Origin of the sequence: Pelagibacterium lentulum (genome assembly GCF_003992625.1) — a bacterium.
Taxonomy (GTDB): domain Bacteria; phylum Pseudomonadota; class Alphaproteobacteria; order Rhizobiales; family Devosiaceae; genus Pelagibacterium; species Pelagibacterium lentulum.
The window spans coordinates 1-22,286 of record NZ_RZMW01000007.1 but is presented as its reverse complement, the minus strand read 5'-3'; the positions used below and the strand labels follow the sequence as shown (position 1 = coordinate 22,286).

Sequence of the window (22,286 nt, the reverse complement as noted above, 5' to 3'; positions counted from 1 at the left end):
AGGCGCTAGCCGGTTGAGCCGTCAACTCGCTTCCGCTACACGCGCCGCCCTTATGGGCGTAATCGCATTTTCCGCGGTGTAGAGATCGCGATAGGCGTTCAAGAAAGCATTGAGCGAGTCGGTCGATGCAATCTGACGCGCAATCTCGCGGAATTCGCGTTCAGTAATCTCCACAGATTCCGAGACATAGGCAAACAGCGGCCATTCCGGCGTCGTGGAAAGCGCATCGGCATAGCGGCCATTAAGCCGTGAAAGCCCGATCATATCCCCTGCCATGACGTAGCCGACGGCCGCCTTGACCAGATTGGCTCTGGCCACGGGGCTCAAGGCGCCGCGGCGCAAGTCATCGAGATAAACGCGCTCGATCAACTCGGCCGCCTGCTGATAGCGCTGTCCATTCCAATAGGCATCGATACGCAACATATCCGCATCGCGTCCTTCCACCGATTGCAAGATGTCCAGCGCGAGGTCGTGCCGCCGGGCATCCACCAGCGCGCGAGCTTCCAACACACGACGCTGACGCTCCAGCGCCGGCGGAAGGTTAGCGATCCGCGACCGGTAAAGCGCATCGAGTGCCTTCTGAGGAGCGCGGTTGGCGATATGGACCACCGCAAGATCGGCGGCCACTTGCGCGCGCGCTGCGCCCTGGAGACGATTGTCAATCTGATATTCAAGCAGTTCGGCCGCCTGATGGAGCAAGTCAACCTTGATAAGGCGCCCCGCCAGATTGCGGATCATCAAATCGCCCTGCGATCCCGGAGGTGTCAAATGACGGTAATCGTAATAGATCCCCAGTGCTTCCACGGCATCCATGCCATCGGCCGCACCGTCAAGATAAAGTGATGCAAATTCAGTTCGCGCATTGTCGAGCATTGTGCTCAGAACCGGCGAATCCGGATGCCGCGCCGCAGCATCGCGCGTAATCTGGAAAGCATCCCGATAATCTCCATTGCGATATTGCAACCGGGTTAGCAGCTCGAGAACAGCCAGCTCGGTGCGGTCACCCCGCCAGATTGCTGCCTGAACCGAAAGCGTATCGACTGCGCGGGCGACATCGAGGCGTTCCATACGATCAAGCACCGACATCGTACGCAGCACCGCCTGGGTCGTCGTTGGTCGACGGTCGGCGGTTATGACGCGGCCATAGCTTTCAATGGCATCAAGATCGCGGCCCTGCAACTCATCGAGCATCCCGGTCAGCAATTGATATTGTGCAGCCTGATCTCGCGTCAACTGCGGCAGTGTTGCGCTGGCAAGAAACCGGCTGGCTGTGCTGACATCTTCAGCCATGATGGCGGCGCGGGCCCCTGCAAGCGCGAAGCGCGCGCCCACCCAGTTGGGATAGGATTTCACGATCTGCTCTGCGCCAATCGCATCCATTCTCGCCGCTTCATAATCGCCCATCTCGCTGCGCGCGATTGCACGCCAGAGCATTGCGTCCGGCTCAAACCGGACGCTGTTGGAAGTCAGTGCAGCAATGGCCTCCTGAGAACGCCCTGCAAGAGCATTTGCAGCGCCTTGCGCAATCAGCACGGCCTCAGGTCTGTCGACTGGGCGCTGCTCATCGCCCATGACCCGCAAGATGCCAAGCGCTTCATGCGCAAGATTGTTTGCAATATAGAATTCGGCCAATTGCTGGCGCGCCCGATCAAGTTCCCTGCCCTGCGCCACCGTAACGCGCGCCAGAATTTCATCGCGGCGTGGGGCAAACTGTTCTGGCTGGGTCACATAGGCATTCAGCAAATCCATTGTCGCGTTCTGCGGCTCTTCCGGCAGGCGGAATTGGGACGCCTGCACAGCCGAGAGCGTAAGGCCCTCCTTTGCGGAAATGACAGCAAGGTTGCGATCGATCGACACCTCGATCTCATCATGGTTTGGCCGGATCACCAGGCCATGCGCCGATCTGGGTGCGGTAAAATCCACATAGCGGAAATCGCGCACGATGCCACGCGCCGGCGGATAGGCCGTTACCACTTCAAGAATGTCGCCCACGTCAGGGTCGCGCAAATGATGAACGCGCGACGGCCGCTCAAGATCGGCGGTCATCTCAAAGAGGCCGGTCGAGTTCTGCCGGCGCTCCAGTGCAATCGGCACAGTCGCATTGAGCAGCACATCGCCCAGCGAGAGCACCCAGGCGCGGCCTTCCGAACCAAGTGTTGCCAGCCGGTCTTCGGTCATTTCCATACGGATGACCTGTGCGCCACCGCTTTGATGAACGGCAAAATCGGCAATCAGGGAATCATAGACAGGATCCCGGCCCGGCGCCTGCACCTGTGCATTGGTATCGAAAAGCATCCAGACAACATTGCCGCGCCTGAATACAGCCGAAGCGGTATCGCGCCTGAACGGAAAGACAACCCGTACCGAGGTGCCGACGACATCGACATAGGGCTGAACGACTGCCTGTGGTTCGGGGTCGATCGCAGGCGAACCACTACCATTGAGCGCAGCGGGAATGACCAGAGAATCGCTCCGATTGCTCGAGATTGGTGTGTTACGTGCCAGGTCGCGGGCATCGACAACCGTTTGAGCGGCGTCTGGCACATCGATATCGAGAATGAACTGCGCCGGACTTTCTTCATAAAACCGCGCCACGACGTCTGGCGCGAGTTCGAGATTTATGAAACTGCCTGACGGGTTGACGCTGTTTTCGACCGAAACGATCTCCGCAGGCATGTCGGACAAGACCGCATAGAGATCGATAGGAACCGGCCAATCGAACTTAATGCTGGCTTCGGTCCCATTTTGCACAAACTCCGCTTGCGAGCCGACATTCCAGTCAAAAATCACGCGCGCAAAGGTCGGATGACGGCCAACGCGTACTTTTGCTAAGGGGTTAAATTCCTCGACCAGTTCGGCACGACGGCGCTCTTCGGCAAGCCGCGCCGCCTCTTCGGCGCGCTCGGACAGTCTCGCGATCACTTCCGGCGGCAGCGACGGCGGCAGTCCAACCCAGTTGGGCGGCAGGAGATCGATATATAAGGCTTCACCAGCTTCAATCGTGTTGACTTGGATCGGCCCTCGCAACCCCATGCGGATGCCCGTTGCGCCCGGGTCGATGCGAGCGACAGAAACATAGTTACCAAGCGCAAGCGGAACGTCAGGCAGAATGCCGCGCAGCGCCTCGTCGAATGTGATGGCCAGAACGCCATTCTCGCTGCTCACCTGATAGCCGGGCAGCGCCATACGATCAGGGAAATTAACGATCAGACGCCCAAAGGTTTCGTGGTTCTGAACCTCAAGTTCAAACCGCTCCTGAGCCTTTACCACCGAAGCCGATGTCAGCAGCATGAACAGCATAACAACGGCCCATGCGATGCGTCGCATAGGCCGGGAGATGAAGGTCGCCCCGTTCTGGGTCATCATAAGCATTCTGCCTAACCGTCTATATTCGCGACCAAAGGTATGGGGCAGCTCTTAAAATGGCCTTACTTTTCGCAACCGAACTCCGATTTAAATCGCGCTATTTATTGCCCAACAATTTGAGGCAAATGCGAAAACTCTGAGCCGACCGCCATATTCTGCGGCGCCGGTTCTTCGCTCGATGCCAGACGGATCGTAAGCTGCTGCGCACGTTCGGGTCGCATCTTGGCCAGGATCGGGCCAAGCGCGCGAGGATTCATTTCCCGGCTGACGCGTGTGAGAACCGACATGTCCAGTTCGTTAAAGATATTGGCCGCATCTGCCGGCCGCATGGCGGCATACATGGCAACAACGCTTGCAAACTGCGCGGATTCTTCCGCCTCGCGCTGAGCGACGAGTTCGTCGATCCGCGCTTCCACCGCTGAGATCTCGGCCATCCGCTCTTGAAGCCGCAGCTCCGCTGCCTCGACCACCGCAAGTCGCGTTTCAAGTTCGCTAGCGAATGAATCCAGTTCGATGCGACGTTCTGCAAGGCGCTGCAAGACAACCTGCTGGGTTGTTGGCTCACCGTTGGCATCAAGCAATTGATAGCGCGTCCCGTCAAGCTCGTAATAGATGATGTCTTCACCCACCGACGTGCTCGGAATACCGCTAAAGAGAGAACTGGCCGCCGCTTCGGCAGCAGCCAGATCTTCCTGCGAATACCCCCCCGGAACCTCTTCTCCATCGGCCAGCTCGGCGGCTTGCATATCGGCAAGAAAGTCAGGCACCTGCCCTTCCGCCTGCTCCTGTTCCTGTGCAAAGGCCATATTGACACCAGTCAACGTGTAGCCTTCGCCGCTGACGATACCGACAGTCTTCAGAACCAGAAGAGAGGATGCAGCCATAACAACTATGGGCAGCAGACGAACCGATCTCATGCAGCATGCTCCCGGCGACGCTGATGGTCCATGAGCGTTTTGAGAGCCCTGCGCGCACGCTTGGTGTCAATGGCATCGGGCGAATTCTGGTGCCGCGCAGCCTCGGTGATCATGGAGATGCGCTCCAGAACGGCCTGCCCGGACGTAATGTGATTGGCCAGTTCGATGGCGAACTGCTCTGCTTCATCGAGGCGGGATTTGAGTTGCTCGTCAGCCTCGCTTGCGGTTTCCCGCAGGCCCTTGATTGCGCCATTGGCCATGGTGGTGGCCTGGACGAGATCGCCCACCATCTGACGTAGGGCAGTCCTGTCAGCCTGCAGGTTATTGAGCTTGCGGTTCAGAACAATACAGTAGCCGATTGTCGTAGCGAGCAGAATTGCTACTGAAAGCTCGATGATCAATCCAAGTGGCAGGCCGCTCATTTTATTTTCTCCGCTTTCTCGTCCATGGCCTCGAACGCTGCCATTGTTACTTTGGGTGGGTTGAGAGGACGCGTTACGCGTACCGAAATATTTTTACCGATATGGCCCATGACGGCCTTGGTGATTTCCACGTCGCCGCATTTGAGCGTCACCGGATCGGATGGGCCGCGGTCGAACATGATCGTATCGCCTTCCTCGAGCTTGAGAACACGGGAAATGGGCAGGTCCAGTTCATGCAGGATAGCGTGGATTTCGGTATCGGCCTGATAAATCTCGGTTGCCAGATGCCCTTCCCAGATCGGATCGCGACCGAACTTTTCGCCCATATACATCTGGAGCAACTGCTCGCGGATGGGCTCGATGGTGGCATAGGGCAGAAGAATTTCGATCTTGCCGCCGCGATCATCCATATCGATACGAAGTTCGACAAGAATTGCCGCATTGCCCGGACGGGAAATCGCGGCAAAGCGCGGATTGGTTTCCATCCGGTCGAGCTTGAACGTCACTTGACCCAACGGCTCGAACGCCTTGTGCATATCGTCGAGAATGTGCTCGATCATACGCTGGGCCAGACCCAGTTCGATCGTAGTATAGGGGCGCCCTTCAATGCGAATGACATTGGATCCACGCCGTCCGCCCAGCAACACATCGATCATCGAATAGATGAGATTGCTGTCGACGGTAAACAGCCCGAAATTGTCCCATTCCTCGGCTTTGATGACCGAAAGGATGGCAGGCAGCGGAATTGAATTGAGATAGTCGCCGAACCGCACCGACGTAATCGAATCCAGAGCGACTTCCACGTTGTCCGATGTGAAATTGCGCAATGTCGTCGTGGCCAACCGCACCAGCCGGTCGAACGCGATTTCGAGCATCGGTAAGCGCTCATAGGACACCAGCGCAGAATTGATCAGCGCCTTGACGCCGCTCAGTTCGACATTTTCCGCCGCGCTGGCATCAAAACCGAACAGGTTGTCGATTTCATCCTGATTGAGAACGCGATCGACGCCATCATCGCCTTCCTGGGCCTCCAGCATTGCTGCCCAGTCTTCACTGAGCCCGGCGCCGTCGGTATCGTCGTTTTCTGCGCTCATTGCCCGCCCCTACTGAATCAGCACTTCTTTAAAGAGAATATTGTCCACCGTCGCCGGATAGACCGCGAGGTTGACCCGACGCTGCAACTCTTCCTTGAGCCGGTAGATGCCCGCTGACCCATCGAGGTCCTGACGGCGCAGCTCGCGCAGATAGACTTGAAAGGCGTCGAGCACCCGCGGCATGCGCGGTTCGACCATCGAGACCATCGACTGATCGCGCAGTTCGAGGGAAATCAGGAGCTTGAGAAAGGCAATATCGGTGCCATCTCCACTCAGATTGACCGTAATTTCCGGCAAATCATAGAATACGGGATCATGCACCTCGGCCAAATGAGCAGCACGCCCACCGCCCATCGATTGGGTGAGGAAAAATGTGCCGCCCCCCGCAACCGCGAGAAGCGCAACGCCGATGGCACCAATAAGAATGAATTTCTTGCGGCTTGTTTTTTGGCTCTCCTGACCGTCCTCCTGCTGGAGGTCTTCGCGCTCGGTTACGTCAGTCATGCCATGCCCCTAAACGAATCTGCCCGCTGACCGGGCGTTTTCTTCACCAACGAGCTAATCTGGACAGGGTTAACGAATAGTTACCATTTACGCCAAACCGGCAGGATTTGCCGGGTAAGTTTTACCTACCAGCCAGGGTTGCACACCTAAATCCACCACCGCATTCACCTCAACACATTGATTTTATTAAAATTCTCAGTTTGGCACGCATCATGCAATGCAATGGACACGAGCTTGCCGCTTGGGGAAGTGGCCATCTCAAACCGAACGAGGGAAAAGCGCATGATTCAGAACGCGCAACTTATTGGCCTTTCCAAGCAGATGGCGCTGCAGCGCCAGATGGATGTGGTTGCCAATAATCTGGCCAACATCAATTCAACGGGTTTCAAGTCTGAAGCCATCCTGTTTGAAGAATATCAGATGCCGGTTGCCCGCGACCGCACCTTTCCGCGCGGCGATCAGCCCTTGTCCTATGTCCATGACTGGGCAACGCTGCACAACTTTGAAGCAGGCGCCATCACGACCACCGGCAACCCGCTGGATGTCGCCCTTTCGGGCGAAGGCTTCTTCGCCGTTCGCACGCCGCAGGGCGACCGCTGGACACGCAACGGCGTCTTTGAAATCAACGCCGAGGGCATTCTGGTCAATCAGAGCGGCCATCCGGTCCTTTCCACCAATAATGACGTCTTTCAGTTCGACGCGGACGAAACCGACATTGCCATCGCTGCTGATGGCACCATGAGTTCCAGCGCCGGCGAAAAGGGCAATCTGATGATTGTCGAATTTGCCAATCCGCAGCAATTGACCCGCGAAGGCGGCACCTTGTTTGCCGGCGGCGCACCTATCGCAGCGCAAGCTACCTACGCCGTTCAGGGTGCCGTCGAGCGCTCCAACGTCTCGGGCATTCTCGAAATGTCGGAAATGATCCGTGTTTCGCGCGCCTATGCCTCACTTGCCGAACTCATGCAGCGCCAGGATGAACTGCGCCGCTCCGCCATTCAGCGTCTGGGCGACACCCAAGCTTAAGGACATATAGATTATGAAAGCTCTTTATATCGCATCGACGGGCATGGCCGCTCAGGAACGCAATGTGGAAGTTATTTCCAACAACATTGCCAACATGCGGACCACGGGTTTCAAGCGCCAGCGCGCCGAATTCCAGGACCTGCTTTACCAAAGCTACCGCCGTGCAGGCTCGGCAACCTCCGACGCCGGGACTCAGGTTCCCGTGGGCATCGAGATCGGCTCGGGCGTCAAGGTCGCCGCTACCGCCCGCGTCATGACGCAAGGCAGCGTCACCCCGACCGAGCGCGAGCTTGATGTCGCCATTCGCGGCGAAGGCTTCCTGACCGTTGCCCTTCCCGATGGCCGCATAGCCTACACCCGCGACGGCACGCTCGAACGCGACGCAACCGGCCAGCTTGTAACCGTCGACGGTTTCCAGATCGAGCCCGGCATCATTATTCCAGGAGATGCCACCGCAGTTTCCATCAGCCGTGACGGGATTATCGAAGCGTTCATTGCTGGCAATGCCGCTCCGGTACAACTTGGCCAGCTTCAGATGGCCCGCTTTACCAACAAGGGCGGCCTGGAAGCCATCGGTGACAACCTGTTTGTTGAAACCGCAGCCAGCGGTCAAGCGCAGATAGGCGTTCCTGATGCCGATGGCATGGGCAACCTTTTGCAGGGCTATCTTGAAGCCGCCAACGTCAATGCCGTCACCGAAATGGCAGATCTGATTGCCGCTCAGCGCGCATATGAGATGAATGCCCGGATCATTTCCGGTGCGGACCAGATGCTTCAGGCCACCTCGAACCTTCGCTAACCGGCTCAACTAGGGGGAAATGACGATGTCGATCTCGCTGTTCAAAAAAGCTGCAACGACCCTGATGCTGTCCCTTGCGGTCAGCAGCGCGCAGGCCGCACCTCAATTGCGCGGCGATGTCATCGTAAATTCAGCAATCGTCACCATCGGCGATATATTCGACAATGCCGGTCTGATGGCCGAAACTCCGGTATTTCGGGCACCGGCCCCCGGCACCGCTGGCGTGCTCGATCTCGACACCATCGTCCAGGCCGTGCAAGGCGCGGGTCTGAATGATTTTGACGCAACCGGCATCGACCGGGTGCGCATTGCTCGGGCGGGTGTGCCGGTCGATATGCCATTGATCGCTGACATTATTGCCGATGACCTGAAAGCGCGCGGCATTCTCAATGCGACCATGGATATGCAACTGGCGCTGGATCGTCCGCTGCCTGAAATCATGGCTGGCGATCTCGACAACCCTGCATCGCTCGTCATCCTGCGCTACCTGCCTGGCTCTTCCACCTTTTCGGCGCGCTTTCAGATCGCCGGTCTGGATACACCGCTCGATGTTTCCGGCCAGATTCAGTTCATGGTCGAAACTCCGCACCTTTCGCGCTCACTGCCCGCAGGCACCATCCTTGGCGCCAACGATTTCGAGATGCGCAAGGTACCGCTCACCTATGCTGAAAACACCGGCATCGTGGCCATCGAAGACCTGGTTGGAAAGCAGCTGCAGCGTCAGATCCGCCAGGGTGTCATGATCCGGCCAAACGACATTGCAGCGCCAGAGCTGATCTCGCGCAACGAACATGTCACCATCATCTACCGGCAGGGAGCATTGACGCTCACCACGCGAGGTCAGGCCCTCAACGCGGCCAGCATGTCCCAGCCTGTCAATGTGCTCAATCCAATGACCAAGAAGGTGCTGCAGGGCACCGCCATTGAAAACGGCGTCGTCCTTGTCACCGGCGGCAACCAGCAGGTTGCCGGACTCGAATAACCAAATTCACCGCAGCGCTTGGGGAAGCAGTGCGGCTCAAAAACGGGAAACCTTTCAAATGAACGCTCTCAGCAAAATCGTTACAGGCCTGATGCTGGTTGCAACCGTTGCCGGTTGCGCTACCACCGATCGGATCAACAATATCGGCCGCGCGCCGGAATTGACGCCTATCGTCGATCCGACCGTGACGGCAGGCTATCGCCCAGTCTCTATGCCAATGCCCGCGCAGGAACCTGCCAGCTACCAGCCGAACTCTCTGTTCCGCTCTGACGCGCGCGGCTTTTTCAAGGATCAGCGCGCTGCAAAGCTCGGCGACATCCTGACAGTTCTTGTGACCATCGACGACCGCGCCCAGATCGGCAACACCACGTCGACCTCGCGCACTTCGAGCAATGAAGTCGGCCTTGGCGGCGCCTTGGGCTCTGTCTTTAACGCAGTGACCCCCGCGGATGTGAACGCAGACGCCGCCATCGGATCGAGTTCGGGCATATCCAACCAGGGTAATGGCTCGGTCAATCGCTCCGAACGTATGACCACCCAGGTTGCAGCGGTCGTCACCCAGATCCTGCCCAACGGCAATCTCGTGATCGAAGGCCGACAGGAAGTGCGCGTGAACTTTGAAGTGCGCGACCTGATCGTTGCCGGTATCGTGCGCCCCGAAGACATCAATTCGGATAACACGATCCCCTCATCCAAGATCGCGGAAGCCCGGATTGCTTACGGCGGTCGCGGTCAGATCACCGACGTCCAGCAGCCCCGCTACGGCCAGCAGTTCCTCGACGCCATCCTGCCCTTCTGACGAGGAAGCCTTAACCGGCCTTACCAACAAACGGCAAAGCGCCCGGCGAACATTTTCGCCGGACCTGCCAACTTCCCCCAAACCGCGCAGCTTCCCCATTTTCTGGCGCGCGGTTTGAACAAGGCCTGTCCCCTCGGCGGGCCTGAACGAAAAGGGACGCAGTTCTTTCCCGGCTGCGTCCCTTTTTCGCGTTCCGTCGTGGCCTACGGCTTGCCTTGCCCCACACCATCCGGGCGACCACCACCGGCGTTGTCCGGACGATTTCCGCCGCCAGCGGCACCGCCGCTTTGTTCGCGTGCCCGATCAAGTGCTTCTGTAACCCGGCCTTCTGACGCGCTGGCGGCAACGGCCAGGCCGCCTTGCTGCGTCGCTGTTGTGGCCGTATCGATCCCGCGCTGGGCAGCGTCGGGAAGACAACCGGCGATGGCCTCGAAGCCAAAGGCTTGAGCCAGTGTTTTCGGGCGGCAGTTATCGCCGGCCTCCTCGCCGGTTCCCGAATCCTGCGCAAAAGCAGAAACGGGCACGATTGCCAGTCCGAGAACGAGAATAAATGGTTTGAATTTCATAGCGTGGCCCTTTGCATTTTAGCTCGCAACGACCTCTATCGTGAGACCAATGGCCTAAGATTCACCAACCCATATTGTTAAAATGCCCGACTATGGACCTCGGCGCGGGGTGCGGCTACATCACTTAAACAGTACGCATAACGGAGTCGTTCATGTCCTATGCCCAACTCGAAGCCCTTGGCCGCAAGCTCGAAGCAGTCGATCATGCCATCGCGATTCTCTCTGCCGATGAGGCAACGAACATGCCCGTGGGCGGCGGTGAAAAACGCGCGGAGGCGGTCGCGCATCTCGCCGGGCTGAGACATGAAACGTTCACCGCGCCAGAAATCGCCGATTGGCTGGACGCTGCGAAAAGCGAAGACCTTTCCGCCGAACAGAAGCTCTCGCTCGCTGAATTTGAGCGCGTTTACACTAACGCAACCTGCCTTCCCGCCGATTTCGTGCGCGAACAGACCCGCACCAATATGCGCTCCGAACAGCTCTGGCGCGATCTGCGCGCCAAAAACGATTGGGCAGGCTTTGCCCCCGCGCTTGAAAGCGTCGTTGCACTGGCGCGCGAGGAAGCCGCCATGCGCGCCGACAAGCTCGGCCTTGCCCCCTACGATGCGATGATGGAGCAATACGATCCGGGCAATCGCGCCGCCGAGATCGCGCCCATCTTCGACCAGCTCAAGACCTTTCTCGTCGATTTCGTACCCGAAGCCCTTGAAAACCAAGCCGATCTGCCACTCAAGCCTGTAACAGGCCCGTTCGCCATTGAAGACCAGCGCGCCCTCGGCCTCGCCATGATGGCAGCACTGGGATTCGATTTTACCCATGGACGGCTGGACGTCTCCCACCACCCGTTCTGCGGCGGCGTGCCCACCGACGTGCGCATGACCACCCGCTACCGGACCGATGAGTTTTTGACCGCCCTCATGGGCATCCTGCACGAAACCGGTCACGCACTGTACGAACAGGGTCTGCCCCGCGATTTGAGCCATATGCCGGTGGGCAAGGCGCGCGGCATGGCCATCCATGAAAGCCAGTCGCTCTTTGTCGAACAGCAATTGGCCCGCACCGAGCCCTTCTGGCACTGGGCCTTGCCGCACCTGCAAGAGCATCTGGGCGCGGACGCGCTGCCCGGCTGGATGGCGCAGGATGTGCTTGCTCGCGTCAATATGGTCGAACGCGGCTTTATCCGCGTGGATGCCGATGAAGTGACCTACCCGCTCCATATCATCCTGCGCTTTGAAATCGAGCAGGACCTGATTTCAGGCGCGCTGTCTGTTGTGGACCTGCCGGAAGTCTGGGACGCGAAGATGGAAGCCTATCTGGGCCTGAAAACCATCGACAACCCCGCCGATGGCCCGATGCAGGACGTTCACTGGCCCGCTGGCGCGTTTGGGTATTTCCCATCCTACACGCTCGGCGCGATGATGGCCGCCCAGCAATGGGCAGCAATCGAAAAGGCTCACCCATCGCTCAATGACGACATCGCCCGTGGCGATTTCCATGCGGTCAACGCTTGGCGATCCGAGCATATCTGGCAGCAAGCCTCGCGCTATTCGACGCCCGAGCTTTTAACCCGCGCAACCGGCGCCCCGCTCGATCCGCAATTTTTCATCGCGCATCTGAAAAAGCGCTACGGGTGACGCCGCCAGGCGCCACCCATAATCTGCTTGCTCAGCGCGTGGCGGTCACGCGATAGGACGAGATGTCGTCGGCAAATTGCCCGAAATCCCGGATTGAACGGTCAATCGTCTCACAACGACCGCGCAGATAAGCTTCGGTGCAAACCATGACCTCAACACCGCGATCCAGGCGCGCAGATCGAATGCTGTCATCCCAAAGCCGGGTCAGCGTCCGGGCGTAGTCGTTAGCACCCGCGCACATCTCGCGCCCTTCATAGTTGTAATCGTCGTAAAAACACACCTGCGGTTCAACCGGCAGCGTAATACCGGGGCGCGGCGGAACCGGCGGGCGCACTGGTTGCGGCACGGGCAACGGCTGAGGACGGACCGGAAAGGTCGGCCGCGTGCTGTCGGAAAGCGGCGCAAGATATCGCGCGGAAACCCAGCCACGTTGCACCCTACTGGTGACTTCACACCAGGTATTTGTCGCGTTGCACCGCAGGGCGGTTACAATCTCATTGGGGCGCAGCGCACCCAAAATGGCATAATTGGTGCCCGGCCCGGTGCGCAGGTTCACCGTTGTGGTGGCATACATTTCCTGGGCATTGGCCGTCACCGGCATTGCAAGCATCAGGATCACCCCCGATGCAACCAAGCTCAAAATCCGTTTGATCATTGCTTCATTCCCGATTGCTGCATCGCCTACGCGCTGCTCACTGACCGCAAATATCACCTTTCATGCTGAACGCTGCATGAATTTGTCGGAAGGTGTCGCAATCGCGTAACTACAGTTTGAACCCCAAGAAGCACCGGCCCTTTTATAGTAAAAATCCGCCCGAAACTGATCGTTCCAAGCAGAACAGGTCATCCGACGCCTTCGGCAAGAATTTGATCCGTATTGTTACGGAGTTTGCTGGTCGGCATTATGCCAGAAGGCAATGATTCGGGCTTATCGCCCGCCGCGATTTGGGGAAACGATGACAGCGAAAGCGCGTAGTCTGGCGACCGGAAGCGCCGCAATAGTGTTGTGCCTCGCACTTGCCGCCTGCGGTGGTGGAGGCAGTGGCGGGGGTGGTGACTGGTCGCCACCGTCCGGCTCAGGCAATTGGCATACGCTGGACTACTCTGGCAATTTCAATTCAACACTCGCCAATCAGATCAGAAACTCCGCTCGCTATCAGTTTGTCGACTACGATCTTGGCGGATTTATTGGCCATCCCTACACTGCGGCTCGCCTGCACATCGCAATGTCCGCAGGCTTGACCGGCAAAAGACCGAACGGCCAAGGACACTGGGTGCATGTTGTCGACGAGGGTTTCCGGAAAACGCATGAGGTTTTTGCAGGGACAGTATTTAATACGGCCTATGACCCTGCTGCACCGGCACACCACGGCACCCACGTAGCATCACTCATCGGCGCCAACGCTGGCGAGATGATGGGGGTTGCTCCTGATGTTCGCCTAGTCCTTACGTCCGGGAATTTCAATCCTGATTATCTCGCACAGGCGACGTTGCACGCGGCCAATCTAGGTGCCGTGGCACAAAACAACTCCTGGGGCTATAACAAGCGCGCGGCGCTCGGCGGCGGTGAACTTCTGATTTCCGAAGTCCAAGACCGCATGGCGACACACAATGTCAGTGCAGCGACAGCGCTGAAACACTTCTATGGATCCGACACTGTCCACTGGAACAGCTACATTGCTGCCCTTGATCAGTTCCAGAACAATGGCGTCATCGTTTGGGCACTTTCAAACGACGAAACACTCAACGATCCGCACGATGCTGATGCGACCGCGGGTTTCGCAGTACTGTTTCCCCAATTGTCGGAATCATACATCACGGTCGCGAACGCACTCGTAAATTACGATGGCAATCTCAATATTACGGCAATTGACCGTCTTTCATCGATTTGCGGCGCAACCGCCCAGCACTGCATCACCGCAGATGGAACGACTTGGGCAGCCTCGGCAGTGGGCAATAACACCTACGCCAGCGGCACAGGCACGTCCTATGCCGCCCCAATCGTCACAGGTTCGGTTGCCCTTCTGGCCGAAGCCTTCCCAAATCTATCGCCGCGCGACTGGACACGGCGCCTGCTGGCTTCCGCCAACATGGACATCCCCGGCTTCAGCAGTGACGGCACCGTCAACTTCGGCAACGGAATCGTAAAATCCTACGATTGGGAGTTTGGTCACGGCTTTTTGGATGTGGCTGCTGCCCTCAGCCCTATTGGCAACGTCTCCTATCTCTCCAACGGCTCAACCATCGAAACAGCCGAACGCCATTTGGTCGACAACACCCTTCTGCGTGGCTCCTCCGCCTTTGGCGACGGCCTCGCGCGCGGCTTGAGCGATGTCGATATGGTCGTTTATGACGACCTCAACGGCGATTTTGCTTTGAGCGCCTTCGATCTCTCCCTGGGCAATATGGTTACGTCCTCCCGCTCCAGCGTTGCAACTTCCCGCGCAATCCCGCGCATTACGCCAGTCTCCAATACCAATGCCATCATCGACCGTGGCTCTTGGGGTCTCGATCAATTGCAGTCATCGGAATCGGTGGAAATGGGCAATTGGTCCTTCGGGATTTCGGCCGTCGATGGCCATGAGTTCCTGCAGGACAGCCTGGGCCTCAGCAGCGAAAACGTAGCCGGTTCCTCTGTGCTTTCGTTCGCGCAGGATACCAGCGCGGTCGTCAGCCGCTACAATTTTGAAGGTGGCGCGGTTGAAACCTTCGGATTTATCGGCACCCATAGCGAAACGCTCGACGGCAGCCTGTCGGGCATCGGCGGCGTATTGTCCCTCGATTTCGATCCCGTAACGATCAAGTTCGGCGCAACCCGGTTGGCCGAACAAGGCGCATTCCTCGGTATGACGGCAAATGGTGGCTTCGGTGCGCCCGCAGATACCGCCATCAGCACCTTCAGCCTTTCGGCCTCCACCGAGTTGTCGCAAGCCATCGCGCTTTTTGGCGGCATTGAATATGGAATTGCCGCTGGCGGGGCTGGCACCGGCCTACTCGCATCGGTCGATGAGGCCAGTTTTACCGGCTATCAGCTCGGCCTGCGCTTCGCTGACCTCTGGGCCGACAAGGACCGGCTGACCTTCACGCTGTCCCAGCCCTTGCGGGTTGAATCCGGCGCCATGAGTTTTATGGTTCCCCATCGCGATCCTGACGGCAATCTCACATATGAGCGTGTCGATACGACCTTGCAGACATCAGGCCGACAGGTTGATCTCGGGCTTTCCTATGAATTCTCGCCCTTCGAGCAGTCGGTTTTGGAATTCGGCTTTGTCTATAGCGCCGATGCAGGCCACATCGCAGGCAATGAAGCAGCCGCCGTTGCGGCCGCGTTCCGCCACAGCTACTGAGTTTTATCGATGGCGTTGACAACAAGCGCCAAAACCCTATCTTCTCAGCCATCCGAAACACCAACAGGATGTGTGCCCAATTGGATTTCCACCTGACAGCTACTCGCCATTCTTCTGTCATGACGGATATCCGCACCCATGCCTGCTCAAATCACTGTTTCAAATCTTTCCTGGTCGACACCTGACGGGCAAAACCTCTTTTCCGATCTTAGCCTGAGTTTCCCGCGTGCACGCGCAGGCCTCGTGGGCCGTAACGGTGTGGGGAAATCCACGTTGCTGGCCATCATTGCCGGTCGCCTTGCCCCTCATGTGGGCACCGTCACCATCGAAGGCACCATCGGCACCCTTCGACAAACGCTCCAACCCGAACCGGGCGAGACCATCGCGTCGGTCTTTGGCATCACCGAAGCGCTGGCGCTTCTGGCACGTGCCGAGGCAGGCACTGCAAATGCTGAGGATCTCGCCAATACCGATTGGACATTGGAAGCGCGTCTGGCGGCCGCTCTCGCCCAATTCGGTATCGAAGCGGCGCCGGAGACGTCACTTGAAATTCTATCGGGCGGACAGCGCACCCGCGCCATGCTCGCGGCGCTCGTTTTTGCCAGGCCCGATTTCATTCTGCTCGATGAGCCCACCAACAATCTCGATCGCGCTGGCCGGCTGGCAATCATCGATATGCTTGCAGCATGGCGCGGCGGGGCTGTCGTTGTCAGCCACGACCGGGAATTGCTTGAGACCATGGATACGATTGTGGAACTGACAACGCTGGGCGCAACGACCTATGGCGGCAATTGGAGCCACTATCGGGAACGCAAGGCGCTCGAACTTGCAGCCGCCCGTCACGATCTCGAAACGGCCCGGCAAAGCCTTGCCCGGATCGAGAGCAAGACCCAGATCGTCAAGGAGCGTAAGGCGCGCAAGGATTCGACGGGCAAAAAGGGTAAGGCCAAGGGTGGCGTGCCGCGCATTTTGCTCAATGCCATGCAGGGCCGGGCCGAAAATACCAGCGGCGAGAACGCCCGTATTGCCAACCGGCAGCGCCAGCAAGCAATGGGCGAAGTGCATTCGGCACAGGAAAAAATCGAACGGCTCGAACCGCTTTCCGTCACCCTGCCCTCATGCGGCCTGCCGTCGACAAAACGCGTCGTGACAATCGAGAACCTTACTGGCGGCCACGATCTCGACAATCCGGCCATCAGGGATCTTTCGCTCGAAATAATTGGCCCGCAGCGGATTGCCCTTGCCGGCCCCAATGGGTCGGGCAAGACGACGCTGCTCAAATTACTGACCGGCATCCTGCCCGCCAATCAAGGGAAAGTGGAGATCCTTGTGCCCCATGCCCTGCTCGACCAGCAGGTGAGCTTGCTTGATCCGGCGTTGACCATTCGGGATAACTTCCTCCGCCTCAATCCTGGCGCAACGGAAAATATGTGCCGCGCAGCCCTCGCCCGCTTCAAGTTCCGGGCCGATGCAGCGCTACGGAAAGTGGGCAGTCTTAGCGGTGGGCAGATTTTGCGTGCAGGGCTTGCTTGCGTGCTTTCAGGCGGCGAGCCACCGCAACTGCTCATTCTCGATGAGCCAACCAATCACCTCGACATCGAGGCGATCGAATCCGCCGAGGCAGGCTTGCGTGCCTATGACGGCGCCTTGCTTGTCGTTAGCCATGACCAGCCATTTCTCGAAGCGATAGGCATCACCCGGAAAATTCAGCTCGGCTAACGCCTGACCGGCGATTAGTCGTCGCGATAGACCTTTTCGCGCCGCTCATGCATTTCCTGGGCCTCAAGGCTCAGGGTTGCAATCGGCCGTGCGTCGAGACGAGCAAGCCCTATGGGTTCCCCCGTTTCCTCGCAATAGCCGTAGGTGCCTTCATCGAGACGCTTAAGGGCCGAATCGATCTTGGCAATGAGCTTGCGCTGGCGGTCGCGCGTCCGCAATTCCAGAGCCCGATCACTTTCCGACGATGCACGATCGGCAATGTCAGGATGATTGGTACTCTCTTCTTGCAAATTCTCGAGTGTTCCGCGGCTCTCACGTAGAATATCGTCTTTCCACGCCTCAAGCTTTTTGCGGAAGTATTCTCGCTGGCGTGCGTTCATGAAGTCTTCGTCCTCAGAAGGACGATAACTTTCGGCAAGGGCTTCAACCGACATCGATAGACTCACTCCCCTCAGACACTGGGTCGCCGCTTATATAGAGTCTGCGGAATGGGCGGGCAACAAAGATTCGCGGTGAAGGTGAATGCAGCTCAAGACTTCCACAAGAAAGCAGAATTAGGCGCTGGGCCCCGCTTCAGGAAATTTGGGCGCCTTAACTCGAAACAATTTCGGGCATTTGCTAGAAGCTGGGGTATTTGCCGAGCTTTGCCAATTCCACCCTGACCCGCAGTTCTATATCGGCAACAACCTCGTCCAGCCCAGGTTCGGAATGGCTTTTCGCCTGCTGTAACAATGCGATAGCGCGGTTGAGACGCCCTTCGCTCACACGGCCGGCCAGCAAATCCAACCGCATTTCCTCAAGCGTATCGAGCAACAGATTCGCCCGCTTCATCGCCTTACGCCGCCCATAGACCGCATCCTCCACGGCTTGCATCGCCAGCAGCGCACCGATGCCATTCGCCGTGGACGAAGCAGAAATATTTGCAGCGCGTTGTGGCTCTCCGGCAACGTCAGGCTCAAATACACCACCGCCCTGAGCGCCGGATACTTTCGTCCTTCCGCTACTTGGCAATGGCCGTCCTGTTCCGCCGATCCGCATGATGTGCCGCGGCCCCTTATGGTTAACCGTTTCTTGAGCGGCAGAATTTGCCCAGACCTGTTAATTTTACATTAATTGCCCGGCAACTCATGCCGCCATCACCTGTCTCGGCCTAGGCAAAAGCTGCCCATATACGACTAAAATCTATATAAAACAACGCCTTATAACCAGGCATCAAAAACTGGCACGCTTTTCGCTTTGTTATACCCGAAACATTCGCCTGCCCTTGGGGAAGGGTTGGCAAGCAACGGAATCGGGAAAGCAATGACGCACAAGGTATTCAGGATCATGATGGCAGGAGCAGTCGCATTGACGTCGCTCCTTGCCCCTTTGCTCCCGGCACAAGCTGCGCCGGCACGTATTAAAGACATCGTCGAGATCGAGGGGATTCGCGATAACCAACTCGTGGGCTACGGCCTTGTGGTGGGCCTCAACGGCACAGGCGACAGCCTCAACAACTCGCCATTTACCCGGCAAAGCCTGCAGGCCATGCTCGAACGCATGGGTGTTAACACGCGCGGAGAAAACCTGCGCACCGCCAACGTTGCCGCAGTCATGGTGACGGCCAACCTTCCAGCCTTCTCGACACAAGGCAGTCGCATCGACGTTACGGTTTCCGCGCTGGGCGACGCAGGCAGCCTCCAGGGCGGCACGTTGCTCGTAACGCCGCTCCTCGGTGCCGATGGCGAAGTTTATGCCATTGCCCAAGGCTCGGTTCTCATCAATGGCTTTGAATATTCGGGCGATGCTGCCACGGTAATCTCAGGCGTGCCAACCACAGGCCGCATCGCTTCAGGTGCATTGATCGAACGCGAAATCAACTTCTCGCTCGGCGCACAGGATTCACTGCGGCTGTCGCTACGCAATCCCGATCTTACCACGTCGCGCCGCATAGCTCTTGCCATCAACGACCTGATCGGCGTGCCGGTTGCAATCCCGACCGATCCGGCAACTGTGCGCCTCACCCTGCCCGCCCATTTCAATGGCAACATTGTCGACCTCCTGACCGACATCGAGCAACTCGTGGTACAGACCGACCAGTCCGCCCGCATCGTCATCGACGAAAATTCCGGCATTATCGTTATCGGCAGGGAAGTGCGCGTTTCCACGGTTGCCATTGCCCACTCCAACCTGACCGTAACGATCGCCGAAAATCCACAGGTGGTTCAGCCTGAGCCCTTCTCGTTCGGCGAAACGGCTATCGAACCCAACACGCAGATCGACGTCATCACCAACGAGACTCAGCTCGCAGTCGTACCGGAATCGATCACGCTGCAACAGCTTGTGGATGGCCTCAACGCTTTGGGCATCAGCCCGCGCGACCTCATCGCCATTCTTCAGGCGATCAAGACCTCCGGCGCACTGCAAGCCGAAATCGAGGTGATCTGATGAGCATCGCAACACTCAACACCTTCGCCCACGGCCTTGGGTCGAAATCCGACCCCGTCAACCAATTGCGGGAAAAGGCCCAGGAACTCGAAGGCGTGTTTCTCAACACGCTGGTCAGCGAAATGTTCAAGGGCCTTGAAACCGACGGCATGTTCGGCGGCGGTTATGCCGAGGAAACCTGGCGCGGCATGATGGCCGAGCAATATGCCGATCAAATGGCCAAGGCAGGCGGCATCGGTATTGCCGATCAGCTTGTCGCAACTCTTTTGGAACAACAACAGATGCCGCAGGCGGCTATGCCCGCTTCGGCTGCAATCGGAGCCTATAGACGATGAGCGCTGCAGATCGCCTCGAAACCCTTGAAACGCTTGATGCTGTAACGCTTTGTGAGCGCGCGGAAAGCGCGCTGAACAGCCTTGTCGACGTTATGGCCCGCGAAACCATGCACTTGCATGCCGGTCATATTCGGGAAGCTGGCGCACTCACAGCCGAGAAGGCGCAATTGGCTCAGGACTATGTGACGGTCGCCCGCGCCGTACAGCGTTCCGCGGAACGTCTCAAAAACGAAGCGCCCGAACGTGTTGAAATCCTTCGCCGCGGACATGAGGCGCTGGCAACGCAAATGGCAGAAAACCTCAAGGTTCTGGCCACGGCAAAGTCAGTTTCCGAAACCATCCTGCTCGACGTAGCCCGCCAATGCGGCCGCGACGAGGTTCCCAAAGTCTATGATGCCCTGGGCAATTCACCCCAGCAGGCCACCCCGGTTTTCAAAGGGATTTCGGTCAACCGTGCCTCGTAATCTTACCCGCAAAAGTAAAACGGTACCATTTTAGTACAGTTTTATCGATTTACTTGACGGCCTGCTCACGTGCATAGGCATATTTTACCCGGCAAGAATTTCCCATTGCCGGATGAAATGGTTAACACGTGGCAGGCGCAATTACACTACTGCAAGGCCCTTTAGGCGTTCTTTCAAGTGCCCCGGCACGGCCCTCCAAACCGCGCCAGCGCGGCATTGCGAGAATCACCGGCAGCGCCACCGCTGGCCTTGACCTGCGCGCCAGCCGGGACGATGCGCCGGACGTCCCATACATCCATAAAGACGATGCAGATCAATGCGCTAGCGTTCCCGTCTCTGCATCGACACTGTTTGATGCAAGCCGTATTGCTGCCGAGCTCCCCCCTCCTTCACCGGAGCAAAAAGCGCTCGCCAGTCAGATGCGCGAGCGTTGGTCCCCACCACAATCCTCCCTCTCTCTCCGCGACCGGACTATTTAAGACCCAAGCGTTAATTTTAACGGCTTAAGTCAAAGTTTATTAACCATTCGGTAGCACTTGGTCAGCAAAATCATGGTTAACAGCTCGTATCTGGGGGGCTGATTCGACCATTGTTTATTTGAGAGAGACCTTGCAATCATGTCCGATGTGACCCTTTCCAAAGCCGTGCGCTCCAATCTCCTGCACTTGCAGGGGACGTCCAAGATGATGGATCAGACCCAAACGCGGCTCGCAACGGGCAAGCGGGTCAACTCTGCATTGGACAACCCAACGAACTTCTTCACCTCGTCGGCTCTCAAGGCCCGCGCATCCGATATCGGTTCGCTGCTCGATTCCATGTCCACCGGCATCCGCATCATCGAAGCCGCCGATAACGGCCTCAGCTCGATCACCAAGACGCTTGAGCAGATGCAATCCACGCTGCGCCAGGCACGCCAGGACAAGAGCTTCATGGTGCAGAGCTACGCAGTTGATGTTGCACAACTCGGCGCCGCTGACGTGATTACCCTCACTGGCGGCAGTATCGATGGCGGCACCTACACGCTCGATGGCGGCAATCTCAATCCTGCCAACCCGATTCAGACAATCGACACGCTGGATGATCTGGTTGCCTATCTCAACAACGAACCCGATCTCAAGAACCGCATTCGCGCCTCCAACGATAAGGGCACCTTGCGCATTGAAAATATTTCAACGCAGGACCTTGAGGTCAGTGGTGACGCTGTGGATGCCGGCATCACCGTTGGGGTCAACGATACGATCAAGGGCAATAACGTTCGCGCCAACCTCTCCAAGCAGTTCAACGAGTTGCGCAATGAGTTGAACGGCTTTGCTGACGATTCCTCGGTCAACGGTATCAACCTTCTGCGCGGCGATCAGCTCAAGATTGTGTTCAACGAGCTTGGAACCTCATTCCTTGAAATTGAAGCGAAGAACCGCGATGGCGAAGTGCGCCCAATCAATTCGGCAACGCTCGGACTGCGCGACATTGCGGAACAAGAACTCGATCTCGACTCCGGTATCGACGGCTTCCTGCGCGACGTTCAACAGGCACTCGGTGAAGTACGCTCGCAGGCTTCAGACTTCGGCTCCACCCTTTCGATCGTGCAGAACCGCGAAAACTTCACCAAGAACATGATCAACACGCTGGAAACCGCAGCCTCCGATCTGACGCTTGCCGATACCAACGAAGAAGCGGCAAACATGCTGGCCCTCCAGACCCGCCAGCAGCTTTCGCAAACCGCGCTCTCGCTGGCCAGCCAGGCCGACCAGTCGGTTCTGCGCCTGTTCTGATCCTTTTCCAGATATATTCAAAAAAACTGGCGGGCTTCGGCCCGCCTTTTTTATGGGCCATGTCAAAGCGCCCTCCGGCTATGCCTTTGGGTTGTGCGATAGAGATGGACGGC

At 57.9% G+C, this 22,286-nt stretch carries 20 protein-coding genes; 11 read left to right on the top strand and 9 right to left on the bottom strand.

Going from position 1 to position 22,286, the window contains the following annotated elements; genetic code table 11:
* Positions 1-21: 21 nt before the first annotated feature.
* The 5 genes from EO133_RS01365 to EO133_RS01345 form a co-directional block, all read right to left on the bottom strand.
* Positions 22-3,372, bottom strand: coding sequence for a tetratricopeptide repeat protein (locus EO133_RS01365; RefSeq protein WP_127070856.1), 3,351 nt, complete (start codon positions 3,370-3,372; stop codon positions 22-24).
* A 95-nt stretch (positions 3,373-3,467) separates the two neighbouring features.
* Positions 3,468-4,283: a MotE family protein gene (locus tag EO133_RS01360; protein WP_127070854.1), complete on the bottom strand. Its 816-nt coding sequence runs from the start codon at positions 4,281-4,283 to the stop codon at positions 3,468-3,470.
* Positions 4,280-4,705 carry a DUF6468 domain-containing protein gene (locus EO133_RS01355; RefSeq protein ID WP_127070852.1) on the bottom strand — a complete coding sequence of 142 codons (426 nt, stop codon included), beginning with the start codon at positions 4,703-4,705 and terminating at the stop codon, positions 4,280-4,282. The genes EO133_RS01360 and EO133_RS01355 overlap by 4 nt, the downstream gene beginning before the upstream one ends.
* Entirely contained in the window at positions 4,702-5,799 is a 1,098-nt protein-coding gene (gene fliM / locus EO133_RS01350; RefSeq protein ID WP_127070850.1) for a flagellar motor switch protein FliM, read from the bottom strand. Before fliM ends, EO133_RS01355 begins: the two co-directional genes overlap by 4 nt.
* 9 nt (positions 5,800-5,808) lie before the next feature.
* A complete protein-coding gene (locus EO133_RS01345) occupies positions 5,809-6,303 on the bottom strand; it encodes a flagellar basal body-associated FliL family protein (protein ID WP_127070848.1) in 495 nt (164 codons plus the stop codon).
* Between the two features lie 282 nt (positions 6,304-6,585).
* On the opposite strand from EO133_RS01345, the gene flgF reads away from it, so the two are divergent.
* The 4 genes from flgF to flgH are packed head-to-tail and all read left to right on the top strand — an operon-like array spanning position 6,586 to position 9,909.
* The gene (flgF, locus tag EO133_RS01340; protein WP_244640709.1) at positions 6,586-7,329 is read left to right on the top strand and encodes a flagellar basal-body rod protein FlgF; all 744 of its coding nucleotides are present in this window, start codon (positions 6,586-6,588) and stop codon (positions 7,327-7,329) included.
* A gap of 13 nt (positions 7,330-7,342) precedes the next feature.
* Positions 7,343-8,128 carry a flagellar basal-body rod protein FlgG gene (gene flgG, locus EO133_RS01335; RefSeq protein ID WP_127070846.1) on the top strand — a complete coding sequence of 262 codons (786 nt, stop codon included), beginning with the start codon at positions 7,343-7,345 and terminating at the stop codon, positions 8,126-8,128.
* Positions 8,129-8,153: 25 nt separating this feature from the next.
* Entirely contained in the window at positions 8,154-9,110 is a 957-nt protein-coding gene (flgA, locus tag EO133_RS01330) for a flagellar basal body P-ring formation chaperone FlgA (RefSeq protein ID WP_164734833.1), read from the top strand.
* A gap of 58 nt (positions 9,111-9,168) precedes the next feature.
* A complete protein-coding gene (flgH, locus tag EO133_RS01325) occupies positions 9,169-9,909 on the top strand; it encodes a flagellar basal body L-ring protein FlgH (protein WP_127070842.1) in 741 nt (246 codons plus the stop codon).
* A 203-nt stretch (positions 9,910-10,112) separates the two neighbouring features.
* Here flgH and EO133_RS01320 read toward each other — a convergent pair whose 3' ends face one another.
* A complete protein-coding gene (locus EO133_RS01320; protein WP_127070840.1) occupies positions 10,113-10,475 on the bottom strand; it encodes a hypothetical protein in 363 nt (120 codons plus the stop codon).
* A 152-nt stretch (positions 10,476-10,627) separates the two neighbouring features.
* On the opposite strand from EO133_RS01320, the gene EO133_RS01315 reads away from it, so the two are divergent.
* Positions 10,628-12,109 carry a carboxypeptidase M32 gene (locus EO133_RS01315; protein ID WP_127070838.1) on the top strand — a complete coding sequence of 494 codons (1,482 nt, stop codon included), beginning with the start codon at positions 10,628-10,630 and terminating at the stop codon, positions 12,107-12,109.
* A 31-nt stretch (positions 12,110-12,140) separates the two neighbouring features.
* On the opposite strand, the gene EO133_RS01310 is transcribed toward EO133_RS01315, so the two are convergent.
* Positions 12,141-12,764: an SH3 domain-containing protein gene (locus tag EO133_RS01310; protein ID WP_127070836.1), complete on the bottom strand. Its 624-nt coding sequence runs from the start codon at positions 12,762-12,764 to the stop codon at positions 12,141-12,143.
* Positions 12,765-13,065: 301 nt separating this feature from the next.
* Here EO133_RS01310 and EO133_RS01305 point away from each other — a divergent pair, with 301 nt between their 5' ends.
* Together EO133_RS01305 and EO133_RS01300 are read left to right on the top strand one after the other, a co-directional pair.
* On the top strand, positions 13,066-15,456 hold the full coding sequence (locus EO133_RS01305) for a S8 family peptidase (protein ID WP_164734832.1): 2,391 nt from the start codon (positions 13,066-13,068) through the stop codon (positions 15,454-15,456).
* Between the two features lie 138 nt (positions 15,457-15,594).
* Complete coding sequence (locus EO133_RS01300) at positions 15,595-17,175, top strand: ABC-F family ATP-binding cassette domain-containing protein (RefSeq protein WP_127070832.1); 1,581 nt, start codon at positions 15,595-15,597, stop codon at positions 17,173-17,175.
* Positions 17,176-17,189: 14 nt separating this feature from the next.
* Here the strand turns inward: EO133_RS01300 and dksA are convergent, their stop codons facing one another.
* On the bottom strand, positions 17,190-17,609 hold the full coding sequence (dksA, locus tag EO133_RS01295; protein ID WP_127070830.1) for an RNA polymerase-binding protein DksA: 420 nt from the start codon (positions 17,607-17,609) through the stop codon (positions 17,190-17,192).
* A gap of 184 nt (positions 17,610-17,793) precedes the next feature.
* Positions 17,794-18,213, bottom strand: coding sequence for a flagellar assembly protein FliX (locus EO133_RS01290; RefSeq protein WP_127070828.1), 420 nt, complete (start codon positions 18,211-18,213; stop codon positions 17,794-17,796).
* Between the two features lie 288 nt (positions 18,214-18,501).
* On the opposite strand from EO133_RS01290, the gene EO133_RS01285 reads away from it, so the two are divergent.
* The 4 genes from EO133_RS01285 (at position 18,502) to EO133_RS01270 (ending at position 22,173) form a co-directional block, all read left to right on the top strand.
* A complete protein-coding gene (locus EO133_RS01285) occupies positions 18,502-19,602 on the top strand; it encodes a flagellar basal body P-ring protein FlgI (protein ID WP_244640724.1) in 1,101 nt (366 codons plus the stop codon).
* Positions 19,602-19,937 carry a rod-binding protein gene (locus tag EO133_RS01280; RefSeq protein ID WP_127070826.1) on the top strand — a complete coding sequence of 112 codons (336 nt, stop codon included), beginning with the start codon at positions 19,602-19,604 and terminating at the stop codon, positions 19,935-19,937. The genes EO133_RS01285 and EO133_RS01280 overlap by 1 nt, the downstream gene beginning before the upstream one ends.
* Positions 19,934-20,401: a hypothetical protein gene (locus EO133_RS01275; protein ID WP_127070825.1), complete on the top strand. Its 468-nt coding sequence runs from the start codon at positions 19,934-19,936 to the stop codon at positions 20,399-20,401. Before EO133_RS01280 ends, EO133_RS01275 begins: the two co-directional genes overlap by 4 nt.
* 617 nt (positions 20,402-21,018) lie before the next feature.
* A complete protein-coding gene (locus EO133_RS01270; RefSeq protein ID WP_127070823.1) occupies positions 21,019-22,173 on the top strand; it encodes a flagellin N-terminal helical domain-containing protein in 1,155 nt (384 codons plus the stop codon).
* Positions 22,174-22,286 lie beyond the last annotated feature (113 nt).